The sequence below is a fragment of the Paenibacillus bouchesdurhonensis genome (genome assembly GCF_900155685.1).
Taxonomy (GTDB): Bacteria; Bacillota; Bacilli; order Paenibacillales; family Paenibacillaceae; genus Fontibacillus; species Fontibacillus bouchesdurhonensis.
In genome coordinates this window covers 1,279,474-1,305,186 of sequence record NZ_LT732548.1, presented here as the reverse complement: position 1 = coordinate 1,305,186, position 25,713 = coordinate 1,279,474, and the positions used below count along the sequence as shown (strand labels likewise).

Here is a 25,713-nt window from a genome sequence, read left to right as displayed (position 1 = left end):
TACTCCTTGCTACCATAAATTTAACTCAGGGGTATTAACTTTAATTTTGTTAAACAAACCTGGAAATATAATTCTCCCTAAATAGACAAACTTAGGCCACGTAAAATCCAGTTTTCATCATCAGAATCCAGGAAGGCAACATATTTTCCTTTTGAAGAAGCCATGCCTAAATTTCTTGCCGAAACTGCGAGGTCATAACAAAAGTGATCAACAACATGATCGGTAAATGAATGTAAACAGAGAGGGGAAGCGCTTTCATGAGTGTATAAGGGAATTAACATGTAGTGATAAAAAACTATAAGCACTAGCTTTGTTATAATACATACATTACCATATTTGTTTTTAAACTCAATAAACCAAGTGCGAATTTCACTAATTTGTAAACTTTTACTCGAACTTGAAATTAAGATGCTGGATTCTTCGAATTGTGATTGGACGAAAAAAATGATTGGAAAGATACCGTACTCGTGACCGGTACCTTTCCTAAAATGATTACATTTTATTTCAAATAAACATGGATAGCCTCCACTGCCCCATTCCGGACTTCATGCGCCAGTTCTCCGCTTATGACACTGCCAGCGATGTCGGCTGCTCCGCCATCCTTCTTCACAAGCTGCACTCGCTCAACAACGGCCTGATCCGCGCCGAACGTATCCGCCTTGCGCGGATTATGGTAGGTCACCTTCGTACTGCCGAGGAACGTAAATCCAACTTCTCCTTGCTCATCGAACAGCCAGCCCGGCAATGTAGGCTCGAAGGCAAGCTGCAGTTGGCCATCTTTAACGGTAAACGCCTTGCTGCCTATCATCATTTTGATCCACATGCTGATAAATTCTGCAGTCGATCCGCTTAAGCGGGCAACAAAGCCTCGTCCGTGCACATGAGGATCGGGATTGACGCTCGTGGCGATAAATGACGAGTTCTCCAGCGTGCTGCGGCCGTATACCGCAGGATCAAGGAACGGAATCAGGGATGTCTTCATTTCGGCGAAGAACTGCTCATATAGCCCGCTCTTCAGCAGCGCCAGCAAATACTTATAGCTCATGTGAAGGAACACGGATTCCCGCTCCAGCCAGCCCGGGGTAAATGCCCGAATCCGGCCGATTTCTTGGGATTCGCCGTCGAGGCTTACCGAGGTTTTGTACATTTGGATTTCCTTGTCGTACAGATCGCTTTGCCGGATCAGGTCGTACACCTCTTGGGCTTGCGCTTTGTCGTCAATCGTCTTCAGCCACCGTGTCGGCCCTTCGAGGAAATGCGGCAAAGGCTTCGCCTCGAACTTCTTCACGATGACCTTTGGCAGACCATAGCCGCTAATGACTGGCTTGCCCTGCGCATCGGAAACCGGCTCATATTCTACCGCATCAAAGACGAAATAAGTCGGGGTCAGTCCGTCACCCAGTTGGATCGCCCGTTCGATGCCCTGATCGAGCTTGTTCAGCATTTGCTCGTAAATTTGTCCGAGTTCTACTAATGAAATTTGCTTCAGCTCGCCGCTAATCCCGAATCGGATTTCATCCCGATACTGTTCGCGTGCGGAGGCTGCTAGATCCCAGTAATCGAACTGCTCAAGCTGACCGTCCAAATTACGCTGCAGCAGCTGGCTTACCTGCGTGAGCAGCTGATGCATTTCTTCAGGAAGTCCGATCTTCTTATCGCCGTAAGCCTCGCTCGCCTCAATCACCAAATTTACGATGCGCTTCAGCTCGAATGTCTCGCTCATGCCGGAGCCGAACAATCCTGGCAAGCCGTTCATCGCATCGTTCCAGCCCGGTTTGTCGCCTTCCATTTCCACGCCCATGCCATAAGGATCGAGGGTCGCGAATTTGTTCAATGACAACGAGACTAGCTTAACGAGCAAGTTCGTGCGGAATATCTCGCCCTCTCCATGCTTCGTCTTCAGCCAGTTCGTATCATTAAGAGACAGGCCGAATTTCTGCATTTTTTCCTCATCATGCTCCATCGCACCGTATTGGCGCACTTTATCTCCGTTGATCACATATTTCTCGCTCCGAGGAAGTACCCGAGCCGGGCTGTCGAAGAACGTATATACCTCTTCCCCAAGCAGCAATTCCTCTTTACGATCCGGGAAAATATTCAAATAACCATCGACGAGATCCATATTGTACGTCCAGTGGTCTGACCAGTAACCTTCTCCAAATGCTGCTTCGATATTCTGCTCCGACAGGGTCAGAATGCCCGTCAGAATCTCTTCCTCGCCCCGTTTTAAACCTGCGCTCTTGTCCGCCAATAGAGAAATGACTTTACCCGGCGTAAATTTACCTTGGCAAAGAGCTTGCAACTTTTCTGCAATTCGCGGATTCGCTACCGAAGTCTCCAGCAGCTCCTGCAGCTTGGCAGCCTGCTCTGCCGGCACGGTAAAGCTCGTTCCTTCCACGCCAAGCGGGTTGTAGCCGTCAGCTTGAATCAAGCTGAAGAATGTCACGATGTTAAACGTGCCAACGCGCGGATTGAAGTAGATGTCGTTCCTGCGATTTTGGTTGGCGTCGCGGAAGTTCCCGTTCCCTTGGGAATAGTATTCCGGCGCGATCGAGAAGAAATTGTAATCGCGCTCCAAATCCCCATGCTTGCGGGAATACAGGTGAATGACGAACCCTTCCCGGCCGTTCTCAAATAGGAACGGATAGCCGCCGCGCAGGAAGTTATCCATATAACTTTGACGGCAGTACGCATCAAATAGCGGAGAAGACGTACGGGTCGCGATATCTTCGGTTAGTTCCTCCGTCAATTGCGCGGCTTCCGCCTGCTTTGCGGCAATGTAAGCAAGGTTAGCGATCGATGGAGCTTTCTCGTTCAAGCGATCGACGCTATCGATATGCCCGATGATCGTATGCAGCGTGGTCGTCTCATCGGGCGCTAACTGCACGGATACCCCTGTAAATCCGCACGGCACCTTATTCGTGCAGTATTCCGGCTCCGCCATTAACTCAGCCAAGGAATGCTCCGCAAAACGATCTGGATAGGCCAAGGAGGTGTTATCGCCAAAGATAACCTGGAAGTCGACGATCGGCTTTGCGATTCTGCCTTCCTGATCAAATGAAAGATAGAAGTGACCGCTCTGAATCTCGCTGACCTCGGCACTGTCGCTCGTACTGGAGCGTACGCGATAATAAGGGATGTTATTGTCCAAATTGTATACTTCCATCCAGCTGCGCAGCAGGTTCCCGACTTCCTTGTATCCTGCGTTCTCCACGCCGTAAGGTAGAATTTCCGGCAAGCCGTCCAGCATTTCCAACTTCATAGGCTGCCCTGAAATATTCGTAATCTCCACTTTTCGCACCAAAGCAGCATAATCATCATTCGGCATTTGAAAATAGGTAACCTTAACTGTAATCCCCTGCTCCTCGTTCACTTCCTCGATCCCGATCTCATTCTGCAGAATCACCATCTTCCGCTTCGCTGCAGCATCTGGCGCCCCACTTTGGAACGGCTCATAGATTCCGGTAGCGCCTTCCCGTTTAATAAAAGTCCTGAAGCCCTTGGATGACACCGATTGGTAAGTGATGCTCGCTGGAGAGAATTCCATAATCGGGCTGTTCTTATCACGAATACCGAAGCTGCAAACCGCTTGCCCCCGGTTAACGTAGAACGTCCACATCGGAATCCCCTTTAAACCTGCCAAGCCGGGAAGGAAGCTTGAAAATGGCTTTGCCTTATCAAACTGACTGATGACGAATGCATTCTGATCAAATGAATAGTTAGACATGCTGTTACCTCCAATATTTTTTGTTTTCGCCCCATCCGCTGTTCAAGATATTTCCACGCCTAGCAAGGCCCGAAACCGGTTTCGATTTACTTCAAAAAACAAGCCGGCCCATCAAGCAGGCTTATTACAATGGGCGGCATGAATCGCGTATAACCAGTTCCACTGGAAGCATATCTCGCTGTAACTCTTTATGTCCTTCTATCGAATAGATTAACATGTCGGCAGCCCTGCTGCCAAGTCCATATGTGTTCTGGCGGATCGTCGTCAGGGCGGGCGTTAAGTATTTTGCCATCTCAATGTCGTCAAAGCCGATCACTGAGATGTCTTCGGGAACGGCTAACCCATGCTCTCTCATCGCAACCATCGCGCCGACGGCCAGATTATCCCCTGCAGCAAATACGGCTGTCGGTCTTTCCGACAATTGCAGCAGCTGTTCCATCGCCTTGCGTCCGCTCTCCACGGTAAAATCATAGCTGCCTTGGACGATGAATTCAGGCCGAGCCGATAATCCGCGACGCTGCATTGCTTCATTGAAACCTTGCATCCGCTGTTCTCCGGCAAAGGAGTGTCCGCCGCCAATATGGGCGATGGAACGGTGCCCAAGAGAATATAAATGGTCAACGGCCAGCTCGCTCCCTAAAATGTTGTCGGAATAGATCGTGCTGGCGTGCTCCAAATCGGAGTCCAGCAAAACGCAAGGGATGTCTGCCGCTACCAGCTCATGAAAATAAGGATCTGTATAATCCGGCAGAATTACGACAATTCCGTCCACACCGCGGATTTTACAATGCTCCAAATATCCGCTCGGCTTGCCTCCGATATCCTTCGTTATGAACATCAGATCATAGCCCTTGGAGGTAGCCACCTTCTTGAACCCTTCAATGACGCCGCCGAAATAAGGATGCAAAATTCCAGCCCCTGACGATTCATTGAACAATACGCCGATCGTCCAGGAACGCTTGGTCGTCAGCGATCGGGCATGTGCATTCGGAACATAGCCCAGTTGCTGTGCGGCCTCCTGAATTTTGCGGCGCGTCTTCTCGCTAACGTCCGAATACCCGTTAAAAACCTTGGACACCGTGGTCGGCGAAAAGCCCGTTAACTTGGCAATATCATAAATCGTAGTCAATCGTTCACTCATCTCCTGATACATTCATCCGAGCAAGTTCTCATACGGGGTCAAGCAAATTGTAGTCGTCCCTACCGCATCAAGTCAACTACAATTATGAGAATGCCATTGTTTCAACCAAAGCCATCCCGTTTAAAAATTACACAAGCAGCATTAGTATCCCTGTATTCGACTTTGAGAAAATGAGGAGGTAATGTTCATGTATGAGCCTCGTGAACGTAACGAAGTCAGTAATGTTGATGTAGAAAGAAGAGACATTCAGCAAAAATCCGAGCCCAGTATGGTCGCTTCGACCTTCATTAAGTATGCGGCATATATTATTCTGTTCTTCGGATTTTTGTATTTCCTCGTAAAGTATGTGTTTCCTAAATTTTAGTTCAATCAAATATAGCTATTTTTTATATACCGTTTGAATACTCCGATCTGGGGCAAACTCAAATTAAGACCTCGGCTTTAAGCCTGCACAACCTAAAATGAGGAGGGACTCCCTTGGCCGACAAATCAGAATTTCCGAAGACAGAAGCCGCTGATCATGAGTATGAACGATATCAGATATTGAGAGATTATCGCCCTGAAAATGACATTCCCGGTGACGATTTGCTGCCGCATGATACCCGTATTACTCAAGCTCTTAGTGAGGATGATTCCGGGCGTGGCAATTTAGATGCAGCTAGGGAAAACATCGGCTTTCCAGATGTCCCTGATGCCGATGAAATTGCGAAAAACAGTCCAGTCGACCCCGCAGCTCCCGACCCAAATGCGATGCCCGGCATTGACGTGTTGAACGGCTACAGTGGGGAAGAAGAGGAATCTTCCCACTCCTGATTGCTAACGAATGGCGCAAAACCCTCTCCGTCAGAGTTCTATGATGGGGAGCGTTTTGCTATGCATAACTAGCCTTTTCTCACTTCTACACTACAATGAGCAGCTAGTTATCGGATCATACCGGAGTATTCGACTTTAACGTTAGCATTGACCCTGAATTCAAGTTGAGGGTATATTCTCTCCCAGTCCTCTATTTCCGTAGCGTTATTCCAATTCATAGCAGTGTATCTTAATCCCCACCCCAGCGGATCCAACCCGGTTTGATGGACTTTAACGAGAAACTGCTTGATATCCTTCTCCCACTTTTCACTAGCCGCTTTGGAAACCTCTTCAAGAGTCGAAGCTGTCGTTTCTACATCACTGCTGTTATCCTCTAGCAGAGCCCGGCCTCCGACATCATATTGCAAAATTGTTTTGCTCTCTTTGGATGTGATTAATTTAAACTTTGAATGTGTCGTCTCCATATTGTAACTGTAAATAATGCCATCCTTTTCGACAAAAAAGCTGGTTCGCAAGTTTCGAGTGGTAAGCAGGTTATACAATCGCGTCTCGTCGGATGTCAATTCGGCGCGCACCTTCTTTTTATCCAGCAGAACTGATTTATCAATAAGGAGCATATCTTCCCCGGCCTTTTCAACCAAAGGTAAAATCGGATCTAATCCTCGTTCCGACAAATGGCGTCTAAGGTTATAAGAGTACATCCCTATGATAAAAGGGGACTCCGTCCCTTCCTTTCCCAAGCTTAAAATAAGGGAGTACGCAGGAACACGCTCGCTCTTGGGATGCAAAGACAGCACTTCCTTCGCACTAGGCCTGGCCACTCCATTATAGGCGATCAACTGAATATCCCTCCGTCTAACCATCCAGTCGCTGATTTCGGATATATTGTTCTTAGCATAGCTTTCGCCGAATAACAACGTTTTGCAATGGCTGAAATCTATTTCTTTGTCTACTTTTGATTTCAACAAACGGATAGCCTCCGGTATGCTGTTGGATACTTGCGAGATGATTACTGCTTCCTGGCTTCTCTTTGACGGGTCTCCCTCCGGGATAGCCAGCTTCAGCGTCACCTCAATTAAATTTTTCTGATTTCTATCGCTCTGTCCATTCTCTTCCCCCCCTCCTTTCCCTTCCTGCCCGCCTCCCTCCTTATCCGCTGCAGAATCTATGCCGAAAGCCAGGACGAACGACCGCCGATCCACATCCTTTAACTGGCAGCCTGCAAGCAGCATTCCCGAAGTGCACAGCACCAACAGCAGCATACACATTCTTGTTCTCATGCCCTCTTCTTCCTCCTCAAGTACACGACAAGCATCGTGGCTATAAGCAGCATCTCTCCGATCAGGCGAACATTAAGAAACCACTGTCCGAATATGCCCAATCTTTCTTGATCAAAAAAATATCCCATTCCGATCGTAGCTATAACCATCGGGGCGAGAATCCACCAATCCTGATTGGAAGCAGCTTTTGAACCCTTTGTCTTCTTCTTGAGAGCGAAGGTTTTCACAATTTCCAATGCAATATGCCAATGAATGACAGCAGTGACCAGCGATAAGGATAAATAGGTGAAGTAGAATATGAACAACACTCGCTCAACAAGGAAAAATTCGCTGCGAATAGAGTCCGCTGTCGAGAACCATGTAAAGACTTGATCCTCCACGCCGATCGTTCCGTGATACCCGATCGGTACAAGCAGGGTAATGAGCAGAATCAATAATCCCGATATCGGGATCATCCACAATTGTCTAGGCTTCAAGCTTTGAAAAGCACGATTGAAAATCGCCAAATTAACATAGCCCGTAAAAATAAACGTTGCCCCTGCAATAGAACTGTAATTCGGCGCCGTCCATAGATGAGTAATGACCTGCATGACCGCATCCCAACTAAAGTGCGGATTTACCAGAGACTTGATCAGCATATATGCCACGAGTGGAACGTTGAGAATAATAGTCGTCTCAAGGGCATACAAAATCGATTCTGTTCTAAGACGACTGGACAGGGTGACCAATAGCAAGAAGACAATGAGGGCAATTAACGGAGAAACGTCGGGACTGATGTAGCGCAGTGTAATATCCACAAAGGATACTAAAGTAATAGCCCCGGATTCATACCATAGGAGCGCAAAAACAGTAAGCAAAGGTATGCCAAGCATCCTAGGGAAGCAGCCATGGACAAGCTCGGGCAGGCCTTCCCCTGGGAAGTGGCCGATTAGTTTTGTAAAGGTGACAAGCAATGTTGTTCCAATGGCGACCGAAATCAGTATGGACATCAAGGCCCCCTCAAATCGATGCTCAATGAGGACTCTCGGAACAAAGTTAATAATATTAATTAGCGCATTGATCAAATACAAATAGTAGAAATATTTTTCCTTAACCATTAACCTTATCTCCCTTGCCTCGTCCACCTTCTAGAGCAAAAATCTTCAGATACGGCTTCCCAAAGCTGCGCATGCCGGACAAATACATGACGATTCCGACCGTACTCACCACGATGCCAATTAATCCGAAGGTGGCCGCAAAAAAAATAAGGAAATACTTAAGCACCCTGACGGTAAAAGCCATCATATTCAGCGGGATCACAAAATTGGAGATGGCAACCGCAGATACGATAATGATCATAATATTGCTGACCAGCCCGGCTTGCGTTGCCGCTTGACCCAAAATGAGCCCCCCGACTGTTGTTGCCGTAGGCCCAATCGCTTTCGGAAGCCGTAAACTGGCCTCAATTAGGAACTCCATCATCAGCAGCATCAAGACAACCTCCACGAAAGATGGGTAAGGGACTGCAGCACGGCTTCCCGCAATGAGAAGGGTAATCTGTACTTTCAATATTTCCGGGTTATAGGAGGTAAAGGCCACGTAGAAGGCAGGAAGAGCAACTGTAATGATTAAACCGATATAGCGAATCATTTTCATGAACCAACCAACTAAAGGAAGCTGGATTTTATCATCCATAGCCGTGAAGAAATCATTGAACACGCTGGGGGCTATAATAGCGTAACCCACGGTATTCATGAGCACGGCCACCTTGCCTTCAGCCAAATTAAATACGACCCGGTCGGGCCTCTCCGTTACAATCGTAGTCGGAAAAAGACGATACTTATGCTCGCTGACATACTTCTCCAGTTCGCCGGCGGATTGAAGAATATCAACTGAAATTTCGGACAGTCTCTTCCGCATTTCCTCCAGCACTTCGCTGTCCACGCGGGAATCATCATACATGATGGTCACCGTAGTTTTGGACACATTGCCAATCGTTAATGGCTCTATCTTCAAATCCTTCGACTGGTAGCGCCGGCGGATCAAATTCATATTAATTTCGATATTCTCTGTCAAAGCATCATTCGGCCCCTGAACAATTGCTTCGGTAATGCTTGAAGAGATGCCGCTGAACTCGATCTTCATCGCATCAAACAGATAAATGCTGCCGTCAATTCGGATATAAATATAGCCCTTCAGAATGAACTCCAATATTTGCTGCTTATCCCGAGAGGTTTCGCAGCCCGGGAATGTAGATATATAGTTTTCATATGCTGGCAAGTCCATCTCATAGCTGGGTACGACAATGAAGCGTTTCACCGTTTCCGAATCGCTTAAACTTCTCAAGAATGCAATTTTTATGTTATGGGAATTCCCTAAAGATCGTTCTTCAAAGTCCATCAAGCCGGACAATTGCTCAGACAACCATTCCTCCACCCGCTGTACTGTGCTTTTCGTTGGCATAATAAATATCCTTTCACCTGTTCTACGTCCGGTTAGTTTGCCAATACAACGGTAAAATCATACACTCTATTCATTTGACTCGTTTTATCCCTGGGTTCACCTACTTTTCAAAAAAGCTGCCCCCTTAAATATGCAAGAGCAGCCTTGTCTTGGAATTAAAAAAAGGCCTAGCGTTCAGCACGCCAGACCTGGTTCCTTCCCGATTCTTTCGCTTTATATAATGCTTGATCCGCCATATCGAGCAGTTGCTCCTTGTCGATGTCAGGATATGTTGCGCTTCCTGCCGAAATAGTCAAATGAATCACCAATCCCTGCGGCAGCAAGAACGGCTCGCTTTCGACATTTCGCCGCAAGCGCTCGGCTATATTAACGATCTGCTCCCTATCGCAGCTATCCACAATAATAACGAACTCTTCACCGCCCTTACGGGCAATTTCATCCCCGGGTCGAAATGTATCTCTAAGCAAATTGGCAATTTGCGTTAATACCGCATCGCCCTCTGCATGCCCGTAGGTATCGTTCACCTTTTTAAAATGATCGATATCGACCATAAGCAAGGTAAATGGAATTTGGTAACGGTGAAAGGAATCTATTTTTTGCTGCAGCAGCACTTCGAATGCCCTCGCATTATACAATCCCGTAAGAAAATCGCGGTGAGCAGCCTCGCTCAATATACGAAGAGAATCTCCCGACCTCTCTAGATATTGCAGCATCGAATAAGTAAATATCCCCCCGAGAGCAACGACAATACTAAAGATCATGACCGCTTCTCTGCAAGCCTCCCCCTCCAGCGTGAAATAAAAAGCGATATCTGAAGCCAAGATAGATAGAAGTAGCGCAGCTAGCCATCTTTTGAATGATAGTCTGCGAAAACGAATAAAGAGGAGGGCTATGATCAGCGTGAATACGGCATTTAAGCCTCCTCCGAAGATAGAGACCTGATTAACTCCATCGAGGAAAAACATGCGATAAATCGAGATGATCAGGGTCGCTACTCCCCCCGAGGCAAACCCGCCTAAATATACCGAGATTAGTATCGGAAGCTGGCGAAAGTCAGCGAATACATTGTCTGTGAGCGGGAAGGTAAAGTACATATGCACAACGCCAAAAAAGCCTAAAGCGAGCCCCAGCACAATACGCCTGCCTCTTTCTTTCAAGCTGCTATTCATCAAATATTTGGTTCGAAGCATATTTCCAAAGAATAGAAACGTCGTAAGAGTCGTAAAATTATGGATCAAACTTTCAAACATCGAAGATCCCTCGCTGCACTATACATAATTGTCGTTGTCATCTTCTCGAAAGGATGAGGTACCGCAGATTGATGTAAGCATAACATAAAATCAAGGTACGAACGATTAAAATTCGCTAATTTTCGATATTATTCGACAAAATAAAAATGGCAAATCGCCCTTTACGAACAGGTCAGGCATTTCATTCGCTGTGCTACCGTTCTTAGCCGTGTCTTCAGGCCGTCCGTCGGGAGCCCTTCGTCCTCCAGTTCAATCTCGGGGTGCGCTGCTCTGAAATCCTCCAGCAATTGTCTCATTGTCGCGGCTTTGGCATCCTGTCCTGTCCAGTTATGCCAGATCGTCAGCTTCACTTTCTCCGGCGCCGCTTGCCCGTTATCGGCAGTCTCTTTTGCACCGCAGCCTGCCAGCACCATCGCTAGGATAGAACTATAGCCGCAAACTTAAAACCTCTCTTCATTCCATGACCTCCTTATTTGTATAATCCCATTTTAGTGGCAACGCTTTCATTCCGTAAGGGGATAATCATAAGCTGTAGGGTAGAAAATGATCAGGTCATCGGACATTCGGAACTCCACTGGAATATATATATGGTGTGTTAGAAAGCCGGCTTTTGATTACATGCTATAACCGAGTCAGGAGGAATCCGTTATGCCGAATTATCGAATCATCGTTGATTTATCGGATCGGCAATTGTATTTGCTGGATGGAGATACTGTCGTCAGATCCTTCCCCGTTGGTATCGGCAAAATGCTTACACAGACCCCAACCGGGGAATATGCCATCATCAATAAGCAGCCTAATCCCGGCGGCCCGTTCGGAGCATTCTGGATGGGACTGTCGAAACCCCACTATGGCATCCATGGAACAAATAATCCTTCGTCAATCGGCCACGAGGTGTCCCATGGCTGCATACGTATGTATAATCAAGATGTGCTGACCCTGTCTTCGCTCGTGCCTGTAGGAACGAGAGTGACGATCCGATCATAATAGCGTGGGCGGCAAGCCTTCGCCTGGTTGGCAGCCATAGGAGTAATACGAATCACCCAATCCATGGGAGTAATCGTGATATAATGAACGCAGTATTAGCTAGGGGATAGGGGTGAACGGAAATGACAAAAGCAGGCGGGAGAACAATGTTTTCACAAAGTAAAAATTTCGCTCATGACGCTGCACAAGCTGAAATTGGAGCTGGCACTGGTTCTGGGGCTGGAGTCGAGGCTCGTATAGATGCTGAATCTACTGGACATGAGGCCGCGGGCTCGGCGGTTGCTGGAGCCATGCCGCCAGGCGACCATGAGGCCGAGCATTCTGATGGGCTCGGGATCAGGCATACCGCAGAGCCTCAGGCTGAGCGGTCAGCTAAGCAAGCGACTGAGCCTGCTGAGCTTTGTCTTCTCGCTGGAAAAATCATGCTGCAAAGCGGGGCCGAAACCTACCGTGTCGAGGATACCATGACCCGTATGGGCAACGCTATGGGGCTTGAAAGTTCCCACAGTTATGTCACCCCTACCGGAATCATATTCCAATCCAGTGGATCGCAATCAGCCAAGCTGATCCGTATCGTCGAACGGACGACCGATTTACAGAAGGTGGCCGAAGTAAACGATGTATCGCGCAAACTGGGAACCAAAGAGATTACGCCTCATCAAGCACATCTTCGTCTGATAGATATTGATCGAGCCGGGCATGAATACTCTTTGCTGCTGCAAGTCATTACTGCCGCGGTTGCCAGCGGCTGCTTTACTTATATGTTCAGGGGAGGCGCGCCTGACATCCTCCCCGCCATTCTATGCGGAGGAGCAGGTTTCTCAACGTTTCTCGCTCTGCATCGATTGATTAAGGTTAAATTTTTCGCGGAATTTTCCGCCTCATTTATAATTGGACTGTTGGCCGTCATTTTCGTGGCGCTAGGAATCGGACAAGAGCTCGATAAAATTATTATCGGCTCTGTCATGCCTCTCGTTCCCGGCCTGCTTATTACGAACGCCGTAAGAGATTTGATGGCTGGACATTTGGTCTCGGGTTTGTCCCGAGGCGCCGAAGCATTTCTGACCGCCTTCGCCATAGGCGCGGGCATTGCTGTGGTCGTCACTATTTTTTAGCTGGAAAAGAGGTTGAACCCATAAGATGATAACACCGTCGCTTGCGTCGATTATCCTGCATCTCATTACCAGTTTTATCGCTTCCGCGGCCTTCGGTATTCTGTTTAATGCTCCGAGGAGAATCCTTTTGCAATGCGGGCTCGCTGGGATGATGGGCTGGATCACCTATATTCTTCTCGCCCCCCGGCTCGACGTCGTTTTCGCCACAGTCATAGCTACATTCATCGTTGGCGTCATTAGCCAATTACTCGCCAGATTGCACAGGAAGCCGGTAATTCTCTTTAGCGTGTCGGGGATCATCCCGCTCGTTCCGGGGGGGCTTGCCTATGATGCCATGCGGCAATTTGTAGAGAGCGAATACAACAACGCCGTCCAGCTCGCGGCTAAGGCATTCCTGATCTCCGGCTCTATCGCCATCGGACTGGTACTGTCCGAAGTTATTAACCAGATGATCATCAAGCTTTCCAGAATACAACGCCCTGCGAAATCCGGAAAATGACGGTTTCTTAAGCGTACAACTTTCCTTCAATTAAAAAACGCTTCCCCAAATACCGCTACCGACCAAACAACCAAAGCATAAACTATATAAAAACCAATAGAGGATATGCAGCGAGTGCATATCCTCTACGGTTGTCATACTTCCCCATTTTCATGCTGTAGTCAATGATTACAATGATTTGCCGCTTAATTCAAATTCTGTCTGATGCAGCTCTTTAATCATCCGTCGGAGGAAATGACTCTCTTGATCTTTCAATCCATATTGGTTCTCCTTGGCGAGCATCTCACCTACCTGTCTTCTCAATAGCTCATTACGGCGCTCCAACACTTCATCATAAGCCAAGTTAAAGTCAACTCCTCAGTTTTATTTGAAAAACATCTCTAATTATAGAGTGTTGCAACTTAAAGTGAAAACGCAGCAAGACTGCCTCATCATACATGAGAAGGTGTCATCTTAGCGCTCATAACCTCAGCACCTAGTACTCGTAAACATTCGTACAAATGCTCACTTATGATCCATATTTCTCCCATTTCGTGTAAATTGTATGATTCACTAAGGGCTGTCTTTCTTAATTTAGCTTGTCAATGATTTAGACACCAAGCAAAAATTTGTTTAGTTTTTAGAAATAAAGCACAGGGTATAAAGATAAGTAATAACGATAAGACAGGTTATCTGAATATAACATGAACCAAGATAGGAGGAATCACAGATGAATTTCAAAAAAAAGGGCTGTCTAATTCCCATCGTGATCGTCGCGGCGGTTATTCTTATTGGCGTCGCCCTATTTGCGGGAAACTACAACAAATTCATGGCCTCTGAGGAAACGGTCAACCAAGAATGGAGTAAAATTGATGTCCAGTTACAGCGGAGATACGATCTTATTCCAAATCTGGTCAACACCGTAAAGGGATATGCCGAGCATGAAAAGGAAGTAATCAAAGCGGTATCCGACGCGCGAGCCGCGCTTGGCGGTGCGCGTACCCCGGATGAACTCGCTGCGGCCGATCAACAGCTTCAAGGCGCACTTAGCCGCTTGCTGGTTGTCGTAGAGAACTATCCGACGCTGAAGGCGGATGCTCAATTCACCCAGTTGATGGATGAACTGGCTGGAACGGAGAACCGTATCGCCGTTGCGCGAAGCGACTATAACAATGCTGTCGCAGATCACAACAAGCTCGTTCAGCGTTTTCCAGGGGTGCTGATTGCCCGGATTATGGGGTTCGATAAGAAGCAATATTTTGAAACTACGCCCGAATCGAGAACGAATCCGGAGGTTGATTTCGGCACAGAGAATACTTCATGGCTTCCGGTGCTGCCGACTGCCCGTCTTCAGTTAGCTTATCTTGCACCGGAAGGTGAATAAGCATGATTCCTACAACTTGCCGAAAGCGAACGATCCGCAGCTTGCTCGGGCTCCTCATCTTAATCCTGGCATTATTTACGAGCCGTGAGCAAGTTGGCTCTGCTGAACCGAAAATCCCGCAGAGCCAAGGGGATATCTACGTTCAAGACTTCGAGCATCTTCTGTCTGCCGAGCAGGCTCGGTACCTCCTTTCTCTCGGCAGAGCGCTCGAAGACCGAACCAAAGCCCAGATTGCCGTGTTAACCGTGCCTTCCTTGGGCGATGAGTCCATTGAAGAGTATGCGCTCCAGGCTCTGCGAGCCTATGAGCTCGGCGATGCCAAGCTGAATAACGGCGTACTTCTGCTCGTCTCCCTAGGTGACAATCAGCCTGGCAACCGCCAGGTTCGGATAGAGGTAGGGTACGGTTTGGAGGGCGCGCTGCCTGATGGCAAAACAGGGCGGATTATCGACCAGGTTACTATCCCATACATCGTCAATCAGCAGCCAGGGCAAGGCATTGTTGAGACGTACAAAATGCTTTATAACGAGGTCGCCAAAGAATATGGCGTAGAAGAACTGAACCCCCAAGAAATTACCCTGCCGAACTCGGCTAATTCCGGGGAAGGTGGAGGCTTCTCCATACTCTGGCTTATTCTTATTGGGGCATTCCTCCTGATCGACATCGTCTTCTTTCGTGGAATGTTTACCCTGCTCCTTCTGTCTATCCTCGGCCGAGGTGGCGGATTTCGAGGTGGTGGCGGAGGCGGAGGAGGCTTTCGCGGAGGGGGCGGGGGTTCATCCGGAGGCGGAGGGGCAAGCCGCCGATTTTAGTCCCAGTTCTCATCCGATAGGCGGTATAATAGAAACATATACTAACTATCAACTGCAAGGGAGAGAACTGTATTTATGACATCTTCATCGCAGCAACGAGCTGTGTTCTTCGATCTCGACGATACGCTGTATGATCATCTCGTTCCTTTTCGTACTGCACTGACTAATATTATGGCAACGGAAGAGGATTTCCCATATGAACAGGCCTACCATCGGATGCGTTACTACAGTGACGCCCTGTCCGCCGAGCTCGGAGGGACGCCGACGCACGGGGAAGAATTGCATCACATGCGCAGAAGCCGCTTTCAGCTGGCATTAGCCGAGTTTGACCTGCAGCTTGCCCCAGAGCAAGCACAGGCTCTACAGGATGAATATCTCAGCTTACAGTATTCTATCCGACTGTTCGATGGCGTAGCTGAGCTGATTACGGAGCTGAAATCCAGAAACTTCCTAGTCGGTGTAATTACGAATGGGCCACCCGATCACCAAATGAACAAAGTCCGAGCTCTTGCACTGACCAAGCTTATCCCGGAAGACCACATCTTCATCTCAGGAGCCGTTGGCTTCACTAAGCCGGATGAGCGTCTTTTTCGGCACGTAACTGACAAGCTCGGCTTAGCCCCCGAGAACTGCAGCTATATCGGGGACTCTTGGCGGAACGATGTCGTTGGAGCATTGGATGCGGGCTGGAAGGTGCTGTGGTTCAATCACCGCAACGTCGAGCCGGAATCGGATCATCAGCCGCATCACCTAGTGACCGCCTATCCAGATATTGCGAAGCTGCTCCTGCAGTGAATACAATGTCCTTATAATCCACTCAAAACAAAGAACCTGACAACTCGCGTGTCAGGTTCTTTGTGCTGCTCTATGCAGCTAAAATGCTCCGGTGCCTCCGCCACCGCCGCCGCCGCCACCCGAGAAACCGCCGCCGCCGCTGCTGGACGATGGATCCGGCGGCATATAAGAAATCGATTTCTGGGAATAGACAAGCCCTTCAATAGCCGATTGGCTTATACGTGAAACAATTGACTGCAATGCCTTGTCATCCGACCGACGCTTCATCGCCCTGAGAAGCTGCGGGCCTGCATCTAATACAAGGGCAAACTCGGCCAGTCTGAGACTTGATTCAGGATCATAAAATCCAGAGCGGGAGTGAGCTCTTCCACGTTTAAGCCGTCTCCGCCAATGACGAAGTGCCGCATAATGCTTCCATCCCTCTAATGTCAACGTGTAAGGACGAAGAATCATGTCGAGCACAAAAGTCGCCACGACCAGCAATGCATACGTTTCTGTAGCAGAGCTACCATAAAGAAAACCTGCTGCTGCAAAGCAGCAGAAATAAAACAATACTGCAAGCCATCTCCGTCTCGGTAAGGCAAGGGCAAAGCCAGCTGCTACTCCAACAATAAGAAAGCCCCAGCCCATTTCCGCAGGCGTTGAAACATCAGCCAAGAATAGCATAACTATGACTACAAAATGCATGATCATCAAAGCGGGCTTTAAAATCTGGCGGAAGCGGTTTGGGTAAACATATTCATGATATTCCTCCGTACGGTCAAGATGTTCACGCCATTGTTTGAAATCGGCATGAATTCGTTCGGAAAGCCGACGATAACGTCCCTGATCGGAAGGGTCTTTCTTCTCCTTTTTCGTAGGCCCTGCAAACCGATCCGTCTCCAGCTTCTTGCCGTAAAAAAACTTATTCAAGAAAAAATTCTCCGCTTCGTTTAGTGAAGATCGTCTTCCCCTAAACGAGAACTCCGGCATAATGTCGGGAGCCTTTCTATCGTTCAAAAAGCGTCTGGGGGCCGCCTTTTCTTCCATCGTCACGAGACCTTTATGCCGCATGGAGAATACCCCCGCAAAGATATCCCGCTTCTTAAGCTGCCCTTTCCGATAAATATATACCGCAAGCAGCGGATCAAGCTGATCCAGCTTCTCCGGCGGCAGATTTCGACGCAGGAACCACCCTGCACTTCTTTTTAACGGCAGTATTTGGAGCAGCAGGAACAGCAAGGCCCCATAGCATAGTATCTTCAGCACAGAATCGATCATCGCTAAATGATCTAGACGCTGAACAAGCCGCCGCTCTCGTTGCTGCTCTTCAGCCAATGCTTTATCCAGTGGCAGGGATTCCGAGCGGGCAGCTTGCTCGCTTAGCCATTCTCCGGGGAACAGCATTCTTAAGCGTGCCGTCCCATCCTGGTCAAGAAGCTCATTATAATAGTGAATGGAGGGTTTACCGTCTTCCCCCATTTTTAGCGACACCTCGCCGCCAGTTCGATCATGCAAGAAATAATGAATTTGCTTCTCGTTATAGCCTTCCTGAAGCTGCAGATCGATCGTTACATGATGGATATCATCATTATTATTCCTAAAAAAGCTCCATGACATATCGCCCGTATCCGCGTATCGCACTGCGGCGCCCTTCACCCGGTAACGGTAATATACACGCTTAGTTTCATCAGAGGACGGCGTGTGAATATAGTAAGTATCATTTTCCTCATTAAAATCAACAGTCAGACGCTGCAAATCGTCGTATGTATAGTCTTCAAAACGCTTTCCTTCCGGCGGAATATACGCTTCAAAAAATTCGATTCCCTCATGCCCTTTCGGGTCAATATACCGCGTCATTCCATTCCAGCTTCCTTCAAAACGGTAAGTAAATAGCTCCTGTATAAATAGATCGCCATCCGGCATGATCCTTGCCGACACATCCACCTGCTCCATCGTAAACTTCTTGCTTTCTCCGCAGCCCGCCAGCATAACGCAGACGAATGCAAACGCAATCCATAACCATCTCCTCATCCCGTCACCTCTGTTGTCAAATCTTCAAACTATTATAAACCATTTAAATTTAAATTAAATCCGACAAAAAGCCCGCTCCTTCGTGTGAAGTGCGGGCTTGCTCCAGTAAAGTTAGATTTTTTGTCCAATTTAACGGCTCTCCAACTCAAGCCAGTTTTTGCGGATCAGCTTTTGATACCAGTAATAGCTTTCCTTCGGTGTCCGCAACTGCGTTCTATAATCCACATGGATCAAACCGAAGCGACAGGAGTATCCAAACGCCCATTCGAAATTGTCCATCAGCGACCAAGTGAGATAGCCTTTCAAATTCACGCCGGATTCGATCGCTCTTCCGAGCTCGGCAACATGGCTCTCCAGGAACTTGATACGGCGCACATCGTTTACTTTTCCATCCACCACTTCGTCATTGTAGCAGGTGCCATTCTCGATAATGTAAATCGGGATCGGCGATTGACTTCGCCGAAGCCTTGCTAGACCGCCGTAAAGGCGAATAATTCAAGATCAGGGTATGATTCTTTTAAGGTAATGCTGTAAGCTCCAGTACATCGACACCATAAGGCTCCATGCTTAGCGTCTCCTGTCGCTTTTTGCCATAAAGGACGCTGTGATAAGACGCCGGCAATATGATTTGACGGGGCTGACGACTCAAGTTCAACACGAACAGATAAGCTGCGGATTTCCCGCTGCGCACCACAATTTGCACGCCCTCCGGCAAATCAGGGAACATCAGCATTCCATGCGCCTTTGCCTCTTTTTCGAACAGTTCCTGCAAATAAGCTTCCTCTAAATGCGTACCAAGATAATACACTCGCCCTCCGCCGAATGAATTCACCGTCACAGCAGGCATACCGCTGTAGAAATCCTCATCATACCAAGCGATCGCTTCCGCCCCTTGCAGGCTCAGGATATCGCACCACTGCGAGCAGGTGAAGGAGCGTCCTTCGCTATTAACGACCCGATGCTTGTCCTGACCGATCGGATCATACTCCTCTACCCTGACTCCGGTACATTCCGCGAGCAGTCCAGGCAGCGGCAGCATAACCGCTTGATTGTTCATATGCTTAACCCCTGAGCGGCTCGTGATAATTACCGTGCCCCCTGCCTCTGCAAAACGCTCCAGCGAGGCTGCAGCCTCCTCGCTTAGCAGATAGAAGCTTGGAGCAACCACGATTTTATAGCCGTCCAAAGGCTGCGTCCATTCGATGACATCGCAGCCGATCCCCAGCTTCGTCAGCGCGCGATGATAGTCCTTCACATTCTCGTAATAGTCCATACCTTCCACCTGAGGCTGGATGCGAAGCGCCTCAAGCTGCTCATGCGACAGCAGTATTGCCGCCTCATGCTTTGGAGCCGTTCCCTGAAGCTTACCGGATAAGGCGTTAACCTCTCCGCAAAGCTCGGCAAATTCAGAGAACCTGCGTCCAGGAACATTGCTGGGATCAATTAAGCCATGCCAGAACTGCTCGGCCCCTGTGGCCGCCGTGCGCCAGCGGAAATGCACCACCGTATCAGCCCCTTTGGCGATCGCCTGCCAGGAGAACGCGCGGATGAAGCCCGGATACGGCGCCCGCCACGTCGGGAACCAACAGCCCGGCGAGCCGCTGAGCTGCTCCATAATCCAGAAGTTCTGCCGCTTGATTCCGCGGGTGACATCAAGGGCCAGCGCTCCGCTGTACGGACCGGTCGACTGCTTGTCCGGCGCGGTGTTCGGATAATAATCGAAGGAGGCAAAATCCAAATCAGCACCGATCTGGTACAAATTCAGCCTCTGCGGATACGTATGAAAATTATGAGTCACGAAATGGCTTGGGCAATTCCTGCGTATAATATCCAGCTGACCCCGCTGGAATTCCTCTATGGAGTCCCACTGAAACCGGGCAAAATCCAGCAAATAGGACGGGTTCTGATGTCTCGAGCCTCCATATGGCACGCTGACCTGCGACCAATCGCTGTATTCCCCGCTCCAAACGACCGTTCCCCATTCACGGTTAACGACTTCGAGCGTACCGTATTTCCGCTTGACCCATTCCTGGAATTTATTATCGCAAGCATCGCAATGGCAATCGATTACCCAGTATTCGTTATCCGTCTGCCAGCCGATGACCGCAGGATGATGGGCATAGCGCTGTGTCATCTCTTCGATAATCCGCGAGCCGTAGACCCGCAGCGATTCGCTGTTATAGCACCGATGACCCCGCACGCCCGGATAAGTGATGGTGCCGTCCGCATTCCTTGGCAGGACATCGGGCCTAAGCTCGGTCAGCCAGCGGGGAGGCGTATTGGTCGGCGTACAAAGGACGACGCGGATATCGTATTTATGGAACAAATCGATCGCCTGATCCAGCCATTCGAAATGATACACCCCTGAAGTGCTTTCCATCCGGCTCCAGGCGAACTCCGCCAACCGAACGACCCGTACGCCCGTCACCTTCATCAGTTGAACATCCTCTTCCCACAGGGACGGATCCCAGTGCTCCGGATAATAAACGACGCCGATTTGTACCTGATTCGCAAATTTGTTCATAGTCAGTGCCTCCCGATCGTTCTAATTTAAGTAAATTTCGAATGGAAAAGGCTGCTCCTTTCACTCATCACAATTTGATAAGTCTCAGAAGCAGCCGATGTTACTAATTTATTATGTTATTTCAGCTTGTCCCATGCTGCCTGCATGTTCTCAGCCCAGCCATTCACATCAGATTTACCTGCAATAAATTGCTGAATGACACTGCCGAACTCTTGAGCTACCCCATCTGGAAATTTAGAGGACTGCAATCCGTAAATTTGATCTGCCTCAATGTAATTCCAAAGCTCTGTACCGATGTCACCCATATCCTCCGGTGTTGCTTCAATCGTTGACAATGCAGGGATAAATTTAAATTTCTTTACAATGTACTCTTTCCCTAGATCCGATGTTACGAGCCAATTCAAGAATATTTTTGCTTCTTCCTTAGCATCAGATTCTTTGTTGATCACTAGGTTGGCTGGAATACCGATCGTCAATTTATCATTTTCCTCTGGATCATCGCCGAGCGGCATAGGCAGCACGCCAATGCTCATATCTGGATTAATGCCATCGATCATCGTTTGTGCCCAGTTGCCTTCTTGCATCATGGCCGCTTCCCCATTGGCGAACATTGTAACTTGAGTGTTATAGTCGGTTGTCAATGGATTTTTGTTGCCATAGTCTACCGTCAGCTGCATCAATTTAGCCCAGTTTTCGAACTTCTCATTGCCGACGAATGATGCTGTTCCGTCATTCAGTCCTGCAATAAAACCATCAACGTCATCCTGCTGGGCAAAGGCTACGCTAATCCCTTGGTTCCCCATAAGCCACCATTCCTGATAAGCGTTTGCGAAAGGTGTAATACCCGCCTCCTGCAGTTGCTTAGCCGCGGCTTCCAACTCGGAATATGTCTTTGGCAGGGTGGTAATGCCCGCTTTTTCAAATAATTCCTTATTATAAATATATCCGAAGCCTTCCAGGTTCATCGGCATACCATACACTTTACCATCCTTGGTCATTGGCTCTGCTGCCAATGGAATCAAATCCTTTACCCAAGGCTGATCAGACAAATCCTCCAGTTTATCAAGCCACATTTCCATCTCAGTGTATCCGCCATTAGAGAAAATGTCAGGCGCATCACCGGAAGCAAACTTCGTCTTCAATGAAGCAGCATAGTCCGCGCCGCCGCCGACCGTCTGGATATCAAGCTTGATATCCGGGTACTCCTTCTCAAATTCAACTTTTAATTCGTTAAGTCCCTCTACAATCTCCGTTTTAAACTGAAAAATGGTTACTGTTTTTCGTTCTTTCTTCGCATCATCTGCCCCGTTTGCATTACCCGACGCATTGTCTTTACCGCCGCATGCTGCAAGAAGCAGAGACATTACCATCATGACTGACAACAATACAATAGAATATTTTTTTTGCTTCATTTCGTTTGTTTCCCCCTTGCTGTATTTTCATTTTTTTATGGAACAGCTTATTCGGTCATATTCATTTTCTATCAGCCTTTGACCGAGCCAGCTGCAATTCCCTCAACAATATAACGCTGCAGGAAAAGGAAGAAAATAATAATCGGAGCAATCCCGAGCACTAAGGCTGGAAGAGCAATATCCCACTGCTTCGTGTACTGTCCGAAGAATGCGAAGGTTGCAAGTGGAATCGTGCGCATCTCGGGTCTTTGCAAAATAAGTGATGGAAGCAGATAATCATTCCATACCCAAAGACAATTTAGTACAATAACCGTCATCAACATCGGTCTAAGCATAGGCAGTACAATCCGGAAAAAGACAGTAATCGGCGTGCATCCATCCACCGTAGCCGCTTCTTCAATTTCCAGTGGAATCGATTTGACGAAACCATGGAAGAGGAATAACGACATCGGCGCGCCCAGACCGAGATAGGTTAGAATAAGGCCTGCCATGCTGTTATTCACGCCAAGCACGTTCACGACGCGCATAAGCGGAATCATAATCGATTGGAACGGAATAACCATCGCTGCTATGAATAAGAAGAACAGCAATCTATTGAATATTGTATCCGAGCGAACCATACGGTATGCTCCCATGGAGCTGATCAGCGCCATGAGCAGCACACTAATGACAGTTATGATTAATGAGTTGGTAAACGCCTCTGGAAATCTAGTAAGCTCCCACGCTTTACTGTAATTCTCCCAATGAAATACCGCTGGCCAACTTGCCGAATTAGACATAATTTCACCAAACGGCTTGACTGAGTTAACAAACAGGAAGTAGAACGGTGCCAAGAAGACTAACGCTACCAATACCATAACAAGCTCTGTAACTATCATTCGAACGCCATATTTCTTCATTAAGCTTCGACCTCCTTGCTCTTCGTCAGGCGAACCTGGAACAAAGTGATCACAGCAACAATGATGAAGAACAACATCGCTTTAGCCGTCCCCATACCATATCTGTTATTTTGGAAAGCCTCCACATAAATGTTCATAGCTACGGATTCTGTAGACTTGAATGGCCCACCCTTTGTCAGTGACAGATTCAAGTCAAACATCTTAAACGCCCAGGATATGGCAAGAAATAAGCAGATGGTGATCGCTGGCATAATCAGCGGAATAATAATACTGCGCAGCATTTGCCAACGGCTTGCACCATCGATTTCTGCTGCCTCCATCACTTCAGAGGGAACATTCGTCAGTGAGGATATATAAACAACCATCAAATACCCTGCTGTTTGCCATACGAACACAATTGTAATTCCCCAGAATCCTGTTGCTGCATCCCCTAGCCATGGTAGACCAAAGAATGACCATCCGGTCAGATCCGCCATCGTAGAGAATCCTTTAATGAAAATAAACTGCCAGATAAACCCGAGAAGCAGTCCACCGATGACGTTCGGCATAAAGAAGATCGTTCGCAAAACGTTGCGGAGCTTCAAAGCCTTAGTTAGGAAATAGGCCAGGAAAAATCCGACAACGTTCGTAAGTATTACACCTACAAGAGTAAATCTTACCGTAAACCAGAACGAAGACCAGAAATCCGGGTCATTCCTGAATACTTTGATAAAATTTTCTAAACCTACCCAGTTCACTGATCCAGATACACCGTTCCAGTCCGTCAACGAATAATACATACCAAGCAAGAATGGAACGATCATGATGATTGCAAAGAACAGTAGAACAGGCCCTATAAAAAATAACTGCAGCCCCCATGAAGACAGTCGCTTGCTGCTCATGCCGCAGCCCCCTTTCTTTCTACCGAGTAACTGTTGTATTGTTAATTATGAACGTGTTTCATCCTTCGGAACACCTACTAAGGTGAACACTCAGGTGTAATTTATTGATCGGAGAGATATCCTAGTGAAATGGAATAGCATTCGCACCAAGTTAATCGTCTTTATGCTGATCGCCACGATCATTCCCATTGTAGCCACCATGTTTGTCACTTACCTGTACACCACTCAGTCATTAAGAACTAGGGCTGTTCAGGAGAATGCCAATTTGCTATACCAAGGTCAGCGAAATCTTGCTGAACTCTTAAGTGATCTCAATCGTAGTTCGTCCACCATCTATTCCAATGCGGAATTATTCCGGCTTCTCGAAGGTGGGTATGATGACCCACAGAGCAGTTCGCGGGTATATGCCGCTCTGTCCTATATTTCAACATCAATCCCGGATATTTATCAGGTGTATCTCTACGAGAATGTAAATCGCAGAGCTACCCTGCTCACATTGAACACGCCTAAACGACATTACGACACCGATCCATATGAGGATATTTTGCTTAATAATGATCGTAGTTTAGCCGTGCAGAAGACGCATATGAGTCATATTTACGGATTTGCTCCCATTCAGCCAAACTACCCGCCCGAGCCTGTATTTACGCTGCATCGCAAGATAGAAAAGGTGCCTTCAAGCGAAGTCATCGGCTATCTGGCAATCGATGTAAAGCTGTCGGCGCTTACAGAAATCGTGGAGCATTTATACGAAATCAATCATGAAAAAGTATATATTCTTGACCAGAACGGTGCTATCGTTTATAGCGACGATGAAAGTCAGCTTGGACTGCCGCTGGAATCGGACTGGTATAATGAACATATCGCGGCTTCGAGCAAGCTTCACGGACATTTCGAGCAAGATAACAATGTTTTCATATATCAGCGTTTAGAAAAGGCGGGAGCAAACTGGGTGCTCGTTAAACAAATCCCCGTATCGTATTTAAACGAAGAAGCCAACAAGGCAGTGACTATAAATCTGCTGCTTCTCGCTATCTCTCTTATGGTCATCGCCGGTGCCACTATATTTATAACACTGCGAATTACTGCACCTATTAAGCAATTAAACCGGTATATGAATCAAATTCAATCCGGTAATTTGAACGTTGACATCCAGCCGACCAGCAATGACGAGATTGGTGCGGTCATGCTGCGCTTCCGCAGTATGATGGATACGATCAATAACCTGATTTTGCGTGAATACAAGCTGGAACTGGCGAACAAGACGAATCAATTGCGGGCGATGCAGGCCCAGATCAATCCCCATTTTCTGAATAATACGCTGCAAATTATAGGCACGCTGGCGCTGGAATTGAAGATGCCGCGAATTTATGCGCTGCTGTCGGCTCTGGCGAAAATGATGCACTACAGCATGCATAACGAGGATAAGAACGTTACCTTGCGGGACGAGCTTGAACATGTGAAAGCATATATCGAGCTGCAGAAGGAACGATTTGAAAATCGCTTCCAATTTCATTATGATGTGGATGATTCGCTGCTTGACCTGCCTATGCCTAAAATGATTTTGCAGCCGATCATCGAAAACTATTTTAAACACGGATTGGATCGTACAGCTTGGAATGGCGAAGTCATGCTGTTTGCTAAGCGGCTGCGGCGGGAAGGACAGGTGGAGATCGTCGTACAGAACAATGGGGCACAGATCCCTGAAATCAGATTGAAACAGCTGCAGGAGGAACTAAGCGATTTATCCCCCGCCACAA

22 protein-coding genes and 1 pseudogene are annotated in these 25,713 nt (G+C 47.8%); 9 read left to right on the top strand and 14 right to left on the bottom strand.

Annotated features, from left to right (window positions below):
* Nucleotides 1-499: 499 nt before the first annotated feature.
* Both CZ379_RS10440 and CZ379_RS10435 read right to left on the bottom strand, forming a co-directional pair.
* Nucleotides 500-3,727 (bottom strand): cellobiose phosphorylase, encoded by a 3,228-nt coding sequence (locus tag CZ379_RS10440; RefSeq protein ID WP_110931576.1) that lies wholly within the window; start codon nt 3,725-3,727, stop codon nt 500-502.
* A 124-nt stretch (nt 3,728-3,851) separates the two neighbouring features.
* On the bottom strand, nt 3,852-4,856 hold the full coding sequence (locus CZ379_RS10435) for a LacI family DNA-binding transcriptional regulator (protein ID WP_110931575.1): 1,005 nt from the start codon (nt 4,854-4,856) through the stop codon (nt 3,852-3,854).
* Nucleotides 4,857-5,055: 199 nt separating this feature from the next.
* On the opposite strand from CZ379_RS10435, the gene CZ379_RS26130 reads away from it, so the two are divergent.
* Together CZ379_RS26130 and CZ379_RS10430 are read left to right on the top strand one after the other, a co-directional pair.
* Nucleotides 5,056-5,232: a hypothetical protein gene (locus tag CZ379_RS26130; protein WP_199925560.1), complete on the top strand. Its 177-nt coding sequence runs from the start codon at nt 5,056-5,058 to the stop codon at nt 5,230-5,232.
* A gap of 113 nt (nt 5,233-5,345) precedes the next feature.
* On the top strand, nt 5,346-5,681 hold the full coding sequence (locus CZ379_RS10430; protein WP_110931574.1) for a hypothetical protein: 336 nt from the start codon (nt 5,346-5,348) through the stop codon (nt 5,679-5,681).
* Between the two features lie 107 nt (nt 5,682-5,788).
* Here the strand turns inward: CZ379_RS10430 and CZ379_RS10425 are convergent, their stop codons facing one another.
* From CZ379_RS10425 to CZ379_RS10405, 5 genes are all read right to left on the bottom strand, one after another.
* Nucleotides 5,789-6,961, bottom strand: a complete 1,173-nt coding sequence (locus CZ379_RS10425; RefSeq protein WP_110931573.1) for a Ger(x)C family spore germination protein — start codon at nt 6,959-6,961, stop codon at nt 5,789-5,791.
* Entirely contained in the window at nt 6,958-8,058 is a 1,101-nt protein-coding gene (locus CZ379_RS10420) for a GerAB/ArcD/ProY family transporter (protein WP_110931572.1), read from the bottom strand. Before CZ379_RS10420 ends, CZ379_RS10425 begins: the two co-directional genes overlap by 4 nt.
* Nucleotides 8,051-9,403, bottom strand: coding sequence for a spore germination protein (locus tag CZ379_RS10415; protein WP_110931571.1), 1,353 nt, complete (start codon nt 9,401-9,403; stop codon nt 8,051-8,053). Before CZ379_RS10415 ends, CZ379_RS10420 begins: the two co-directional genes overlap by 8 nt.
* Nucleotides 9,404-9,570: 167 nt before the next feature.
* Nucleotides 9,571-10,653, bottom strand: coding sequence for a diguanylate cyclase (locus CZ379_RS10410; protein ID WP_110931570.1), 1,083 nt, complete (start codon nt 10,651-10,653; stop codon nt 9,571-9,573).
* A gap of 161 nt (nt 10,654-10,814) precedes the next feature.
* A complete protein-coding gene (locus CZ379_RS10405) occupies nt 10,815-11,066 on the bottom strand; it encodes a hypothetical protein (RefSeq protein WP_324616410.1) in 252 nt (83 codons plus the stop codon).
* Between the two features lie 235 nt (nt 11,067-11,301).
* On the opposite strand from CZ379_RS10405, the gene CZ379_RS10400 reads away from it, so the two are divergent.
* The 3 genes from CZ379_RS10400 to CZ379_RS10390 all read left to right on the top strand — a co-directional run bounded on the left by CZ379_RS10400 (nt 11,302) and on the right by CZ379_RS10390 (nt 13,254).
* Nucleotides 11,302-11,640 (top strand): L,D-transpeptidase, encoded by a 339-nt coding sequence (locus tag CZ379_RS10400; RefSeq protein ID WP_110931569.1) that lies wholly within the window; start codon nt 11,302-11,304, stop codon nt 11,638-11,640.
* Between the two features lie 422 nt (nt 11,641-12,062).
* Nucleotides 12,063-12,755 (top strand): threonine/serine exporter family protein, encoded by a 693-nt coding sequence (locus tag CZ379_RS10395; RefSeq protein ID WP_234405031.1) that lies wholly within the window; start codon nt 12,063-12,065, stop codon nt 12,753-12,755.
* Between the two features lie 25 nt (nt 12,756-12,780).
* Complete coding sequence (locus tag CZ379_RS10390) at nt 12,781-13,254, top strand: threonine/serine exporter family protein (protein WP_110931568.1); 474 nt, start codon at nt 12,781-12,783, stop codon at nt 13,252-13,254.
* 168 nt (nt 13,255-13,422) lie between these two features.
* Here the strand turns inward: CZ379_RS10390 and CZ379_RS26125 are convergent, their stop codons facing one another.
* Nucleotides 13,423-13,596, bottom strand: a complete 174-nt coding sequence (locus CZ379_RS26125; protein ID WP_199925559.1) for a hypothetical protein — start codon at nt 13,594-13,596, stop codon at nt 13,423-13,425.
* A gap of 367 nt (nt 13,597-13,963) precedes the next feature.
* Between CZ379_RS26125 and CZ379_RS10385 the strand changes: the two genes are divergently transcribed.
* From CZ379_RS10385 to CZ379_RS10375, 3 genes are all read left to right on the top strand, one after another.
* Complete coding sequence (locus tag CZ379_RS10385) at nt 13,964-14,617, top strand: LemA family protein (RefSeq protein WP_110931567.1); 654 nt, start codon at nt 13,964-13,966, stop codon at nt 14,615-14,617.
* 2 nt (nt 14,618-14,619) lie between these two features.
* On the top strand, nt 14,620-15,429 hold the full coding sequence (locus CZ379_RS10380; RefSeq protein ID WP_110931566.1) for a TPM domain-containing protein: 810 nt from the start codon (nt 14,620-14,622) through the stop codon (nt 15,427-15,429).
* Nucleotides 15,430-15,504: 75 nt separating this feature from the next.
* Complete coding sequence (locus CZ379_RS10375) at nt 15,505-16,224, top strand: HAD family hydrolase (protein WP_110931565.1); 720 nt, start codon at nt 15,505-15,507, stop codon at nt 16,222-16,224.
* Nucleotides 16,225-16,302: 78 nt separating this feature from the next.
* Here CZ379_RS10375 and CZ379_RS10370 read toward each other — a convergent pair whose 3' ends face one another.
* From CZ379_RS10370 to CZ379_RS10345, 6 genes and pseudogenes are all read right to left on the bottom strand, one after another.
* Nucleotides 16,303-18,237, bottom strand: coding sequence for a DUF2207 domain-containing protein (locus CZ379_RS10370; RefSeq protein WP_110931564.1), 1,935 nt, complete (start codon nt 18,235-18,237; stop codon nt 16,303-16,305).
* A gap of 129 nt (nt 18,238-18,366) precedes the next feature.
* Nucleotides 18,367-18,723, bottom strand: a pseudogene (locus tag CZ379_RS10365) (family 1 glycosylhydrolase); the annotation flags it as partial.
* Between the two features lie 31 nt (nt 18,724-18,754).
* Entirely contained in the window at nt 18,755-20,761 is a 2,007-nt protein-coding gene (locus CZ379_RS10360) for a beta-galactosidase (protein WP_110931563.1), read from the bottom strand.
* 116 nt (nt 20,762-20,877) lie between these two features.
* Complete coding sequence (locus tag CZ379_RS10355; RefSeq protein WP_110931562.1) at nt 20,878-22,173, bottom strand: ABC transporter substrate-binding protein; 1,296 nt, start codon at nt 22,171-22,173, stop codon at nt 20,878-20,880.
* Between the two features lie 71 nt (nt 22,174-22,244).
* Entirely contained in the window at nt 22,245-23,072 is an 828-nt protein-coding gene (locus CZ379_RS10350; protein WP_110931561.1) for a carbohydrate ABC transporter permease, read from the bottom strand.
* Complete coding sequence (locus tag CZ379_RS10345) at nt 23,072-23,953, bottom strand: carbohydrate ABC transporter permease (RefSeq protein WP_110931560.1); 882 nt, start codon at nt 23,951-23,953, stop codon at nt 23,072-23,074. The genes CZ379_RS10350 and CZ379_RS10345 overlap by 1 nt, the downstream gene beginning before the upstream one ends.
* Nucleotides 23,954-24,077: 124 nt before the next feature.
* Here CZ379_RS10345 and CZ379_RS10340 point away from each other — a divergent pair.
* On the top strand, nt 24,078-25,713 hold a 1,636-nt coding region (locus CZ379_RS10340), incomplete at its 3' end, for a cache domain-containing sensor histidine kinase (RefSeq protein ID WP_110931559.1).